Below are 14,869 nucleotides of genomic sequence, written 5' to 3' on the forward strand. Positions count from 1 at the left end.
TTTCAATAAACTTATTTTTAAAACTATTTAATCCACTTGCTATTACGCTTATTTTTCAAATAGTATGCAAACCATTCATGTACTCTTTTTGTTAAATCTTTTTGGTCATTTCTATTTAGTAGAAAGTGTCCTGCATTTGGATAACGTAGCATAATAATATTTTTATTTAGTTTTCTTAATGCAGTATAAATAGTCATTGTTTGCTCAGGAGAAACAATTGGATCTTTTAAACCTGTCCAACTTAGTAAAGGAGTTGTTATTTTATCGGCATAAAACAAAGGTGAATTCTTGATATATAAATCAGGCGATTGGTAAAATGTTTTTCTAATTCTGAACTGATGATTTTCATAACGCCAACTTTCCATTTTCTCAAAAGTATCACTCATTGTAAAATATCCTTTTATCAAATCAAAAAATCCAGCACCTGTAACAGCTGCGCTAAATAAATCAGTTTGAGTAAGTATATAGTTTGTTTCATATCCACCAAATGATTGTCCAATTAGTCCTATTTTTCCTTTTTCTGTTACCCCATTTTTTATCAATTTATTCAAAACTGCAACCACTGAATTTGTAATTGATTCTCCTGCAAAACCTTCCTTATAGTTTACATCAGGCAAAACAACAATATAACCTTGTTGGGTAAGATTCGAAACATTAAAACCAATTGTATTCGACCATGATGGAGGATGATATTTTTTTACTTCATGAGAGAGATTTTCATACACACGAATAATAACTGGATAAATACTATCCTTTTTATAATGAGGTGGATAAAATAATGCTGCTTTTAAATTTTGACTATTTTGAGTGGTATAGTTGATTAATTCAGATTTTCCCCAACTGTAATTATAATGCTGTAAATTACTTGAATAAATTTTTACAGGTGCTGATTCAGTTGCTTTTTGATACCATACTTCAGCTGGTAAATTATAAGCTTCTTTCATAAAAATAAATGCTTTAGAAAGAGAAGCCTGTTTTAGATTTGAATATAAAAAATCTTCACTTTCTAGAAATACATTGATTTTAAGATTTGGCTTTAGAATTCCATAGGATTTAGTTCTTGCTTCTAAATTATCGATGATTAACCTTGCATCTTGCCTAATGTCTAGCTCTCGCAAATTATTTGAATAACTTACTTCTTTTCGTTTCTCATCCGAAAAATCAAATCGAAAAATTCGTTGAGATTCTCTTCCTTTTGTTATTCTATTAAATGCTAAAGTTCTCCAATTTATTTTCCAAATATCGTAAGTATCGTAAATAAAAATCTCTTCTTTATCCATACTTACACCTGCAACGCCCCATGCTTCTTTCTGATAAGCTTCATCAACTTCTTGATTGTCCCATTGAGTATCTATTAGTGATGTTAAATTGATATTTTTTTCAGATCCTGTATCATACATCCACCAATTATTATCTGCATAATAAATGAAGTTATCTGTTTGTGCTATATTTTTTATAAGGGATGCATTGCGGTTAAATGACTTAATAATTCGTTTTTTACTCTTTGTAATAGCATCATAAAGGTAAAGATCATGATTATTAATTAGTTTATCATCTGTGGTTTTCTCATATTTATTATAGAGTAAAACCTTTTTTGCATTGGCTAAATAATGAACTGAAGTTAGTAGGGTATCTGTTAGTTGACTAACTATATTTTCTTCTCTATTCCAAACCCATGTATATAACTCGTATCCTCTTTCATCTTTTGCTTTTCTAATGGGATAAATCAGCTGATCTGAACCATACCATATTTCTACTGAATCATTAGTTGACTTACTTACTAATTTATTTTTTGCATTAAAATAAACTAGCTTAGAATCTTTAGAAAGATGTAGTGATCTTGGTGTTAAATCTATTTCATCTTCAAATAAATCTATTTTCATACAATCACTTTTTCTTTGTTTTTCATCAAAATAACAAACAGTTGATCTAGATGAGTTTTCATCTTTTTTTATCATGGCAATCCCTTTATTATTCCATGAGAAGTTTTGGTAGGTGACTGATTTTTGTTGATCAATTAAATAAGAAGATAAAGGATGAGCTAATTCAAGATATTCTAAGTAAGTGGTAGAATCAATAGTTCTTTCATAAACCATTCGATTAACCTTTTCATCTAAGCTAAAATTTCTAATTTGCTTAATTTGTCTTTCAACTTTTCCAAACTGATTTCTTATGACAATTTGCTGATCTGCTTTCTCTTTCTCGACTGTAATTAGCTTGTTATATTTTTGAGATAAATAGATTTTATTGACAAATGGAATTATAGTTATGTCATTGGTTTTTAAATTAAGAAGTGAAAGTTCCTGATTTTTTAACCATAAAAAAGTATGTTCTTTCATGAAGAATCCTTCCCTTATTCCTTTTATTGTTAGCTGTTTTTTTGTTTGATTATTTACAAGAAATAAACTGTCTACAGAGGGGTAGGTTACATAGAAACTTGACCAGTTTCCTTTTTCAGATAATTTATTTCCTGCTAATGTTCCCCATTTGTCATACTCTAATTCGGTTATGGTTGGTTTAGGTTGAGCGTATAATGGTTGAAACTTAAAAAGAGAAAATAACTGAATAAGAATAAGGGCTAATTTGATTATAATACATTTCATTGGTAACCGCTATTTTGAGTAAAATTTGAATTCTTTAACAATTCTTGTTCTGGAATTGGCCATTGTTGATGGTAATTTTTCCAATTCGGTTTTGTTGATGATAAAACCTGATCAATTAAATTCAATCTTTTTAAATCAAAAAAACGATGTCCAAATTCACAAAATAATTCGTGTTTTCTTTCCCTTACAATCGCATCTAAAATCATTTCGTTTGTCAATAATGAAGAATTGAGTAAAGGTAATCCTGCTCTTGTTCTAATTTTATTAATGTCTTCTACTGCACCCTCAATATTCCCTTGTTTTAAACGAGCTTCAGCACGAATTAAAAACTGTTCAGCTAATCGAAATACAACAGAGTTTTCAGTAGTTGCTGATGCATTACCTCTTTGTTTGTATTTATAGGTATGTTTCCAAGTATTAGTCTGATTTGAAACTGTTCTAATCCAACTTTGACTACGTAAATCATTTGCTTCAAATTGAGTTAATTCATTTCTTAAAGCTATTGATACTGGTGGTCCAGAAGCAAAATAATATGTCGCTCCCTCATAAGTAGCATTGCCCGATTGTCTTGGAGATAATTGCCAAATAATTGATTTATTCTCTTTTAAAAATTCTTGATTAATATCTAATTGCCATTGAAGTGAAGAATTATTAATTAACAAAGAAGCCAATTGTTCTGCCAATTGCCAGTTTCCTCTATATAGTTCCACACGAGCTAATAATGCTTGTGCGCTTAACTGATTAGGACGATTTCGTTGAGAGTTAATTTGGATAGGTAGTTTAGAAATTGATTCTTCTAAATCTTCAATGATATTTTCATAAACAATAGACTCTTCTAAACGAGAAACATTCTTGTTTATCTCATAATCTGTTGTTTTTATATACGGAACATCTCCAAAAGTATTTAATAAATAAAAATGTAGTAATGCTCTTACAAAAAGGGCTTCTCCAATAAATTCCTTTTTCTCTTGCTGAGTTAAACCAGTACTTTTCTCGCATCCTTCTATAATGGCATTTGCCATGTAAATTTGATAATAGGTTTGCGACCAAAGTTGTAAGACTATAGAACTATTGACTTGTAAGGTATTATTATATAGATTCTGCGTTTCTACATCATTTACGCGATAAGAATCTAACTCATCGGTATAAATTCCCATAGAAACTGCAAAACCACTCATTTGTCCACTTAAAAATCCTTTATCTCTTATATCTGCATATAAGTTAACAAGGGTAGCATTGGTTGTCTTTTTGTCTGCAAAAACTAACTTACTGTTGTATTGAGTTGTGGGTACGTCTACATCTAAAAAATCATTGCATCTAAAAAATAATGAAAAGATGAAGACAATTAAACTAGTTAAATATATTTTTCTCATTGTACTTAATTTTATTATTCTTAAAAATTCAATTTCATTCCCATTACAATTGTTTTAAGTGGTGGTAGAAAACGATTGTATCTAAATTCTGGGTCACCTCCTTTGTAGGGTGTTATGGTAAAGAGGTTTTGTGCTTGAATAAATATCTGAGGTTTTAATTGACTCTCAGGCAAAGGAATGTCGTAGGTGATCGAAACATTTTTTAGTCGGATATAAGAGGCATCAACAATCGAGAGATTACTATTTCTCATCAAATTATAGTTTGCAGTAATTTGAGAATTATTTGTGCTGTAAGGTTGCATTGGTATACCGTAATCTACAAGCTGATTCATCATAGCACCAGCTATAGCAGTTGGTAAATACAATTGGCGTTCTTGCTTGACGAATTGAAAAAGAACATCTAAACTAAATTGTTTGTATTTGATTTGATTCGAAAGCCCTCCGTAAAAAGATGGATTAAGGTCTGCAACAAATAACCTATCATTTAATGTTGTTATTCTTCCATCACCATTGTAATCATAGAATTCATACTGTTGAGTTATAGGATTTATTCCTGTAAACTGATATAGTTTAATGATGTTAGTAGGTTCACCAATTACATAAGTATTGGCATAAGCAGAGCTTTCGAGATTAGGAAATGAGATAAGTTTATTTTGATTAAAAGTCAAATTAAATTCTGTTATCCATTTCCAATTCTTGGTACGAATATTTTCTGAACTCAAAGAAAACTCCCATCCTTTATTTTCTACTGTAGCAGGCAAGTTTCCTGAAAAAGAGGAAAAACCTGTTGTAGTAGGTAGAGAAATTCCTACCAGTTGATTTCCTGATCTATTTTGATAATAAGCTACAGAGAAGTTTAATCGATCTCTAAAGAAACCTAATTCCAACGCAGTTTCAAATTTCTTGTTGGTCTCCCAACGATAATCGGGATTATAAAGACGTATTGGGCTTAACCCAACAGTTCCACCATAGGGATTAGATGTCATTTGATAATTGTCTAAATATTGATAATCACCAATATTATCACTTCCCGTTATTCCATAACTTCCTCTTAATTTACCGAAACTCAACCATGAATTATTTTTTAATAATTTTTCTTTTGAAAAAATCCAAGCGGTACCAACAGCGCCAAAATTTGAGAAACGATTTTGAGGACTAAACCTGCTTGATCCGTCTCTTCTTCCTGTTATATTTAATATGTACCGATCATGTAACGTATAGTTTAGACGTCCATAAAAAGCTTGGTAACGATAATTTATTTTTTCATCTAATCCTATTAATTGTAATGCCGCTGTAGAAAGGGATAAGAGCATTTCATTTGAAGGGAAATCTCCAGCTGTTAATAGCAAGCGATCTGTTGTTTGATTTTGAAAAGTTGTTCCAACAAGTACAGAGATTCTGTGTTGATTCCATTTTTTATCCCAGCTTAGTTGTGGTTCTATAATCCAAGAATTACGATTTGTTTGATTCGACTCTACGATGGATGATTCGCTTCCTTGGCCTAAAGATGGATTATACATCGTTGAAGGAAATGTTCGTAGTTCACGACTATGAAGTTGGCTGAAACCTAGATTTGTTTTGAAAGTTAATTCTGGTAATAGCTTGTAACTAATAACCATATTAGTAGTTAAATCATTTATTTTGGATAAAAATTTAGAATTTAAACTCGCTAGTGGATTATTCCATGTATTATTCTCCCAATTTAAACTACCATCTTCATTGTATAATCTAGGAGCATTAGGCGCAAGTTCTCTTGCTACAGTAGTTAAGTCAGTTGAGGGTTGATCATTATTTTGGTCTGTGTAATTTCCTGTAAATAAGAAATTGAACTTATTTGTTTTATCCTTGTAATTTAAAGAAAGATGAACAGCGTTTCTTAGGTATTTAAAATCTCCAGGATAAACCGTTGTTTCTTCATTACGAGTTCCACTAATGGTATAATTAAAAGAAGAATTACCTCCTGAAATAGAAGCTTGTAATGTTTTAAATTCAGCAGTACCTCCAATTAATTCTTTTTGCCAATCAGTGTATCTATTTTGATCCCATGTTCCATTAATATCATATGCAGTAGCAGGGTAAGTTGTTATTCCATCATTTGTAAAAGCAGTTTTTCTCATATCCAAATACTGCTGTGTATTCATCAGTTTTAATTGACGTGTTATCTTGGCTAAACCCATTGATGTTCGTATACTAACTTGAGTAGCGCCCGATTTTCCTTGTTTAGTGGTGATTAAAACAACTCCATTAGCTCCTCTAGATCCATAAATAGCGGTTGCATCAGCATCTTTTAATACTTCTAAACTTTCAATATCGGCTGGATTTATAGAAGATAAAGGACTTGTAAACGAAGGACGATTTCCAGAAGTTGTAGTACCTCCAATTGGATCAGAAGAGTATGGAATTCCATCAATAATAAACAACGGTTGATTGGCATCACTTCTTAAACTATTTTGTCCACGTATTTTTATCTGAAATCCACCACCAGCACCTCCGCTGTTTTGAACAATTTCCACTCCTGGCATTCTTCCTTGCATAGTAGAGAGGAAATTATTCACAGGTTGATTTTCTATTTCTTTGGATGTAATACGTGAAATAGAACCTGTTCGTTCTTTATCTTTTACATTGTAGTATCCTGCATTAATGATTACATCTTCTAATTTAACAGATCCGTCTTCTTTTAAAAGATTAACATTGATCACATTCCTATTTTGAACCTCTTCTTCTTTAACGGAGAAGTCGATTTGCTCAAAAGTAAGTTTAGAGTCATTTTTTTCTAAGATTAATAAATACTGTCCATTTGCATCGGTTTGTACTGTATTATAAGTACCTTTTTCTGTCACAATCACTCCAGCTAGAGAATGATTATTTTCTTTTACTGTTCCTGTGATTGTTTTACCTTTTTGTGCAAATAGTGGGGTAGCACAAATCAGCCCCAATAGCACACTTATTGTATGCCTATTGAGTTTAGAGTAAAATATTTTCATAATTTTACATCAGTTTTTTAATTCAACATTAGTTTTAAAAGCCACTCCTTTTCCAGTACATCGCGCCAACTTTGTTTTTGGGAAAGGGGTTTTTATTTTTTCTTCATATTTAAAAATTCCCTCTACTAACAGTTTTAAAAAATTATAGTGAGTAAATGAAATAAAAATTAACACTAATTAAATTTGATGAAGATGTTTTCTTCACTAAAATATGTGTTCAAGGGAATTTGACGTGAGTCTATTAATTTTAAGTCTAATTACAATAAGGTATGAACCTCGATAGATTTGGATAATAATAATAAAGGTTTTACTTTTAATGTGCGAAAAAAAAAAGAGTATAACCTTACTGTCAAAATCTCATTAACGAGGTTCTGATAGAGAGCGTTTAAAGAAAAAGAGAATCTTTTTCTTTGCAATCCATTTTTACATATTATAAAAACGGATGATATTCTTAAAAAAAATGTAAACGTTGCAGACTTCGTCTGGTAGTTTTTTACGGATGAATAGTAATTGTTTCGTTCTCATGCATTTTGTGTTAAGAGCGATAGTCTTTCATTGTAAGTATAGAAGAAATAAGGACGAACTTCAATACTTAGAAAGAGGTACCGCTAAGAACCACTATAACTTATGTTATAGTTCCACAAAGATTTACATGAAGTTCGCCCTATTAGATATATTACAAAAATAGTAAAATCTAATAGAAGTTGGCGAACCCATCATCTCATGTGGAATTTTAGCGGTTTTCTTTCATGAGAGACATTATTAAGCTAAGTGATACTTAACTAATATTTTATGTCGCATAATTATTATAACAAATATATAAAGTTTTACGTTAAACGCAAAACTTTTATTGAAAAAGTTTTTATTATGATGAAAATAAATAGGCTTGATATTATTTTTAAAGAAAAAAAAATTAAAAATAGAGTAATAGCGAAATTTATTAATAAGTCTGAGTCTACTATTTCACTATGGAGAAATAATAAAAGGCAACCATCTCTAGAAGAGTTAATATGTATAGCAAAATTATTAAGAGTTAGTATTTATGATTTGATAGAACCAATTAATTGGGATAATGAAAAATCAGATACGTATGAGGAATTTGTAAAAAAAGTGAAAGATTTAAAATAAAAAATAGATAGATAATCAAAGTTTATTGAATATCTATTTAGTTTTTGTCAATTTTCTTGTTATGTGTAATTTTCATTTTGTAAATCAATTTCTTCCTGCATTTTCAATAACTCTTTTTGTAAAGAATTATTGGCTTGTAATGTATTTTCTAGTTTATATAATAATAAATCGTTGATTTGTTCTTCTTCTTTCTTACAGGTAATAAGCAAGGTTATATTTAATAAAAATGTGAAATAGAAATATCTCATGTTGTCAAACTAATTATATAATTGTAATTTCTAAATTTATTGCGCTGTGTAGAATAGTAAAAGATAAAATTGTTAAAAAATTATGAATGATATAAAAATTACATTTTCACCAACACAAAAACAAGTAGATCAAATATACTGTTGGACTACATTTCCAGAAAGTAACTGGTCTTCTATTCAAATGTGTTTTCAAAAAGGAAATCTGTGTGTTGCCACAATAAAAAATAAGCCTGTTGGATTTTTTGCTTACAGGTTAGAGTCAATTAGTATTTTTATAATCATTGCAGAAATTAAAGAAGACCAAAAGAATAAAGGGATTGGTAAGTTAATAAAAACAGAACTTGAAAATAAGTATAGAGATATTGGATATAAGGCATTCAATTTATATTGTGAACCCAAATCCTCTCAATTTATTTGGAAAAAGTTAGGTTTTGAATATTATCCCGAGAAAGAGAGAAAAAACAATAATGACTTAATTTATATGTATTCAATTTTTGGAGATGTTATTAAATCATCTACCAATAGCTACGAACAATTAGAAAAAGATAATACAATAGAAATTTGGAACTCCTATGATCCAAAGGATAAACCACCCATTTTCTTCTCAAATATAAACTGTCAACCCGATGGCATGACATTAAGTAAACCTGTATTATTTTTTGGTAATTATGATTGGAAAATAAGAATCAAATACAGTGGAAAAATATATGAAGGGCGTTATAAAGATTATGATCGATCTAGTAAAGTTTATGAATGTTTCTACATTGAAAAAGTAAAAATAGATTAATGAAAAAATGAACTTTTTGATTCAAAATTTTTCTATAAACTGTAATCAGTATAATTCTAAGATAACAATATCGTATTGAAATTCTACATTATTTATTAGTAATAATATATTCTATCAAAATATTGTTATTTAAACTTACAATTTTTTTAATTATCTAGAAAATAAGAAAGTTCAACTTCTTAATTAGGATTTCCATTGTATAACATAGATATACTATTTTACTCCAAAGTATCTTAACTTTCACAATTACAACATTTAAAAATATGATTAAATTCAGAATCGGATAAAATAGTAAGAAAATTTTATATCTTCGCAAAACCTAAATTATTGCCTATGAAAATATTTAATTTCAATATTTTATTTAGTAGAATATATCCATCAAAATTTAAACTTTCCTAATTAATGAAGAAAAATTTACTATTCTTTATGGTATTCATTATACCTATAACTATATATTGTCAAAACTTAGAACTAGAAAAACTACCACACATTCGTGTAAAAGTTGGAACAAAAAAAAATGAAGTAAAATTACGTTGGGCTGTAGATCAATCTGCAGCATGGCAAAAAGCAAATACAACAGGTTTTACTTTGAAACGTTATACAATGGTTCGTGATGGGAAAATATTGAATATTCCTGAAGAGAAAAACTTTGGCTTATTTTTTCCTGCAAAAGAAAACAAATGGGAAACTATTGTAAACCAGAATGATTATGCTGCAATTGTAGCTCAATCTTTATTTGGTGATAGTTTTGAAGTTGAATTAGGAAATCAGAAAACAAGCGAGTTAGAAAATATTCTAAATAAATCTCAAGAGTTAGAACAACGATTTGCTTATGCTTTAATGGCTGCAGATTTGGATTTTGAAGTAGCAATATTAGCAGGTTGGGGATTTGTAGATAATTCTATAAAACCAAATGAACGTTATTTATATATTGTTGATATTAACGAAGAAAATAAGTCTGAAAATTCTACACAAAAAGGCGAAGCGTTAGTTTTTGAAAATAAAGAAGAAGATTTACCTAAACCGTTGGATTTTATTGGGATTTTTCAAGATCAATCGGTTATTTTATCATGGGAATATTTACAATTACGTGATATTTATACGTCTTATTTTATTGAACGTTCTGATGACGGAAATAATTTTTCTTCTTTGAGTGATTTACCTGTAATGAATATGAACAGTGATTCTCAGAAAGAGGCTCATAATATGATTTTTATTGATTCTTTAAAAACTGTAGAAAAAGATTATTCGTACCGTGTAAGAGGAAAAACAATTTTTGGAGATTTTGGACCATATTCAAGTATTGTTTCAGGTAAAAGTCGAAAAAAATTAGAAGTAACACCTCGAATAAGTCAAGTCAAAATAGAAAATGAAGATAAAATCATTTTAAATTGGGAATTTCCTAACGAGAATGAACAAGAAATAGAACAGTTTGATTTGTTGTATTCTGCTACTGATAAAGAGAATGACTATAAAGTTATTCAATCTAAAATTGCTAAAAACTTACGAACAATTACAGTAAAAAATCAATCATCTTCCAATTATTTTAAAGTTAGAGCAACTGGCAAAAATAATGACAAAAGAGAATCCTTTTCTGTTCTTGTTCAACCAGAAGATAATACACCTCCAGCAGTTCCAATACAATTGAAAGGAAAAATAGATTCTACAGGTATTGCTCGAATAGAATGGAAACCAAATACAGAAATTGATTTGGAAGGGTATCATGTTTTTCGAGGAAATCAAAAAGGAGAAGAATTAATGCGTATTACAACTCAACCAATTAATGAAGCTTTTTTTAATGATTCTGTTCAGTTAGAAAATTTAAACTCAAAAGTTTATTACTATGTGACATCTGTGGATTTTAGAAAAAATCAATCTCAACCATCTCAAATTATAGAAGTAGAAAAACCAGATGTCATCCCTCCACAATCTCCATCATTTAATAAATATGAAATTCAAGATGGTGTAATAAAACTTAGTTGGTATAAAAGTGTAAGTGATGATGTGGCTTTACATCAACTTTATCGAATTAACATTGATGATAATGATACAATAGCTAAAAAGATTTATGAGACGAAAGAATTAAATCCTGAGTATAATTTTGAAGATAAAGATTTAGAAGCTGATAAGCGATATATTTATTACTTAAAAGCTATTGATCATAATAAATTGATTTCAAAAGAATCGCAGCGAATCACTCTACGAAATATAGATTTACGACCTAAGAAAGTTATTTCTTCATTAACAGGAACTGCAAATCCTAAAAAGGGAATGGTTGAACTTATTTGGAAAAATCAAACAAAGGATATCAAAGAAATCATTATTTACAGAAAGAAAGAAGGCGAAAAATCTAGTCTAATTTCTACACTAAATGGTTCTCAGAACTTCTTTGAAGATAAAAATATAATGACGGGTAATAATTATACTTATCTCATAAAAGCCATTCTGTCTTCTAAACAACCATCAACAACTGAAAAAATTACTGTAAACTACTAAACCAACCTTATTTTATTATGAAAAAACTTTTACTTTTTATACTTGTCTTGTTAAATGGGGTTGCTTTTGGGCAGAATGTACAAGGTGATTCCAAATATAAACTTTCTTTAGATGGTTGGGTGGGACATACAGGTTCTTCTAGTTGTGGTTCGTTTAGAGGTCTACAATGGATTACAGCCTTTTATCAAAATGGTAATCATCAAGACATATTTGGTACTTATAATAATAGGGAACAGAATTATTCCAATGCTTCTATAAATTTTGATAATATTTTTTATACAAAAAACAACATATTAACAAAATTAAATATACGTACCACAGCCAGAAGAGGAAATACAGCATGTACTTCTTATGAAAATACAGGTTCTCCAAATATTTCAGTTACAATGGATAGATACTATGATTTTGAAGAATTTGAACAAAAAGAGAGACATATTCCTGGATACGTCACTATAAAATCTTTACCAATTGTAACTTTAAATACACCTGATGAAAACAATAGGTTAATTACAAACGAAAAATATCTAAATATTCAATTAGCAGATAATATAGATAATTCTTATTATAATTGGGAATATTCAGTAGGAAATCCAGATAATTTTATAAGATTTCCTGATCAATATAATAATCAACCTATACTTAATTTAAAAGGAGATGACTTCTTAAAAAACAATGATTTGGGTAAATCTATATTTATACGAGTAAACACAGGTTATCAAAATAATACATCAAATATTATTTTATTTACTTATTTAAAAACTGCCCCAAAAATTACATCGGCTTCTTCTGGTGATATTACTTGTTTTGGAGAAGAAAATGGTCAAGTAACATTAAATTTTGATCGAAAATTAGAGGAAGGTGAAACTTTAGAAAGTTCTTTAGTAAACACTGATAATGGAAATGCTGTTGTAGATAATTATAATTTATCATCTTTATCAAATGCGACAAGTTATACGATTTCTGGATTAGAAAAAGGTAATTATAGGTTAGACTTAGCTCAAGGTACTTATGGTGGAAATTCTACTTATACTGATGGAGCAGACTATTCATATACATTTACCATTAAAGAACCAAAACCTGTCGAATTTTCGGTCACACAATCAACAGATGTCTTTTGTTTTGATGGAGCTGATGGGACAATTAGCTTATCTGCAACAGGAGAAGCAGGTAGAACATTTAAATATTCTATACTTGGAGGAAGTTTTACAACAGATAATTGGGTTGATTTTTCATCAACAAGTACAACAAAAATAGAAAATTTACCTGCTGGAGAGTATACAATCAAAGTGATGGATTCTAGTGGTTGTTTAGCTAAAAATGGAGATACGATAAAAGAGGTAAAAGTAAAAATTACTCAACCTGATGCTCCACTTAGTGTTGTAGAAAATGAAATTATGCTACAACAACCTACTGGTTATGGTTTATCGAATGGATTAATTTCTGTTCGTATTGTTGGAGGAACAAAAAATGATGATGGTAGTTATAATTTTGAATGGCGAAAAGATTCTCCATCTGGGGAAATTATTTCTTCATCACAAATTGTAACAGATGCTACAAATAATCCTTTTACAATTGTTTTGAAGGATATTCCATCAGGAAAATATTATTTAACAGTCAAAGATAAAAATTACTCAAATGCATTAAACGGTCAAGAAGGATGTGGTATTATTTCAAGAGAATTTTTTGTAGATCAACCCTTGCCTTTGGTAGCTAAATTAAGTATAAAAGAAGAAATTTTATGTCACATAGAAAATGAATATTATGGGAATTTTGATCGAGATAATAATAATATTCCAGATCAAGCTGAAACAGGAATTATTCAATCTGAAGTTTCAGGTGGTGTAGGGAGTTATAAATATCAATGGTATAAAAATGATAATGGTAGTTTTATTATACTCCAAAATGAAACTTTGGCAGAGCTTAGTAAAGTTATTGCTGGAGAATATAAATTAGAGGTTGTTGATGAAAATAAAAATAAAACAGAAACTGAACTCATTATAAATTCTCCAGAAAAATTAATAGTAAATACAGAGGCTAATGAACTAATTTGTAATAGTGATAATGGTGGAGTAATTACAGCTACGGCGATTGGAGGTTCAGGAGATTATACTTATTTATGGAATACATCCGATATAACAAGTACAGTTACAGGATTAACAGCTGGGAATTATTTTGTTACTATAAAAGATAAGAATAATTGTGTAGCAACAAATTCAGTAACAATAAAAGAACCTTCAAGTTTTGAAGTTGAAGTTGTTCAACAAATAAATCCTACTTGCTTTGACCAAGCAAATGGACTTCTTGAAATAAGTATTTCAGGAGGAACATACCCATATTTAATAGAATGGTCTAATGGAATGAAAGGAGCACTTATTTCAGGGTTAAAAGCTGGAGCATATACAGTAACTATTACAGATGAGAGCGGTTGCCAGACCATTAAAACTTATATGTTAACTGAACCTGAAGAAACAAAAGTAAATTTAGGAAAAGATGTCACATTATGCTTAGGTGATTCAATAGACTATGATGTTACAAGTACTGATGCTAATGCAACTTATGAATGGTTAGATAAAAATGGTAATATTATTTCTACTTCAGCTAAAATATCATTGAATTTACCAGGGGAATATACAGTAAAAATAACAAATGAATCAGGCTGTGTTTCTACAGATAGTGTTATTATTACTAGTTCTTCAGCTATTTTACAACCTGAATTTTTAATTGCTACACACGGATTTGTTGATGGAAATGTAAAATTAGTAAACTCTTCTAAAATTATTCCTGAAAGAGTTGAATGGATTTTTCCTTCAGAAAACGATTATAAAATAATTAGTGAAAGTACTGAAAGTCTTGAAATAAAGTTTTCTAAAATTGGAAAATATCAATTTGGATTAAAAGGTTATCAAGGTTTATGTGAAAAAACTTTTTATAAAGAAATTTTAGTGGAAGAAAACACAAATGGTATTGATATCAATCCTAAAAGTATATCAAATATTAAAGAATTTATTGTCACGCCAAATCCTAATAATGGAAATTATAAAGTCATTGTGAAATTGTATGAAGCTAGACCTATACGAATTAGAATTATAGATATGCTAGCTCAAGAATTTTATGTATCAAGTGAATTTATTAAAAATACAGAATTTGAAATTCCTTTTCATCAATCATTAGTATCAGGAGCATACTTTGTTGTATTAGAAACAGAAGGTGAAATATTAGTTCGTAGAATGTTAATTAAATAATCCTATAA

8 protein-coding genes are annotated in these 14,869 nt (G+C 29.2%); 4 read left to right on the forward strand and 4 right to left on the reverse strand.

What is annotated here, in order from left to right:
* Positions 1–23 precede the first annotated feature (23 nt).
* Genes RT575_RS00875 through RT575_RS00885 form a run of 3 tightly spaced genes read right to left on the reverse strand, consistent with a single transcriptional unit; the run spans position 24 to position 6,960 of the window.
* Positions 24–2,603, reverse strand: a complete 2,580-nt coding sequence (locus RT575_RS00875; RefSeq protein ID WP_313578066.1) for a prolyl oligopeptidase family serine peptidase — start codon at positions 2,601–2,603, stop codon at positions 24–26.
* Positions 2,600–3,976, reverse strand: coding sequence for a RagB/SusD family nutrient uptake outer membrane protein (locus RT575_RS00880; protein WP_313375319.1), 1,377 nt, complete (start codon positions 3,974–3,976; stop codon positions 2,600–2,602). Before RT575_RS00880 ends, RT575_RS00875 begins: the two co-directional genes overlap by 4 nt.
* A 20-nt stretch (positions 3,977–3,996) precedes the next feature.
* Complete coding sequence (locus RT575_RS00885) at positions 3,997–6,960, reverse strand: SusC/RagA family TonB-linked outer membrane protein (RefSeq protein WP_313578068.1); 2,964 nt, start codon at positions 6,958–6,960, stop codon at positions 3,997–3,999.
* An 867-nt stretch (positions 6,961–7,827) separates the two neighbouring features.
* Here RT575_RS00885 and RT575_RS00890 point away from each other — a divergent pair.
* A complete protein-coding gene (locus RT575_RS00890; RefSeq protein WP_313578070.1) occupies positions 7,828–8,088 on the forward strand; it encodes a helix-turn-helix transcriptional regulator in 261 nt (86 codons plus the stop codon).
* 59 nt (positions 8,089–8,147) lie between these two features.
* Here the strand turns inward: RT575_RS00890 and RT575_RS00895 are convergent, their stop codons facing one another.
* Positions 8,148–8,336: a hypothetical protein gene (locus RT575_RS00895; RefSeq protein ID WP_313578072.1), complete on the reverse strand. Its 189-nt coding sequence runs from the start codon at positions 8,334–8,336 to the stop codon at positions 8,148–8,150.
* A gap of 82 nt (positions 8,337–8,418) precedes the next feature.
* Between RT575_RS00895 and RT575_RS00900 the strand changes: the two genes are divergently transcribed.
* The 3 genes from RT575_RS00900 to RT575_RS00910 all read left to right on the forward strand — a co-directional run bounded on the left by RT575_RS00900 (position 8,419) and on the right by RT575_RS00910 (position 14,861).
* A complete protein-coding gene (locus tag RT575_RS00900; protein WP_313578073.1) occupies positions 8,419–9,123 on the forward strand; it encodes a hypothetical protein in 705 nt (234 codons plus the stop codon).
* A gap of 402 nt (positions 9,124–9,525) precedes the next feature.
* On the forward strand, positions 9,526–11,619 hold the full coding sequence (locus RT575_RS00905) for a hypothetical protein (RefSeq protein WP_313375314.1): 2,094 nt from the start codon (positions 9,526–9,528) through the stop codon (positions 11,617–11,619).
* Positions 11,620–11,636: 17 nt separating this feature from the next.
* Positions 11,637–14,861 carry a T9SS type A sorting domain-containing protein gene (locus RT575_RS00910; RefSeq protein ID WP_313578075.1) on the forward strand — a complete coding sequence of 1,075 codons (3,225 nt, stop codon included), beginning with the start codon at positions 11,637–11,639 and terminating at the stop codon, positions 14,859–14,861.
* The last annotated feature ends 8 nt before the right edge of the window (positions 14,862–14,869 follow it).

The sequence above is a fragment of the Chishuiella sp. genome (assembly GCF_032109125.1).
Lineage (GTDB): Bacteria > Bacteroidota > Bacteroidia > Flavobacteriales > Weeksellaceae > Empedobacter.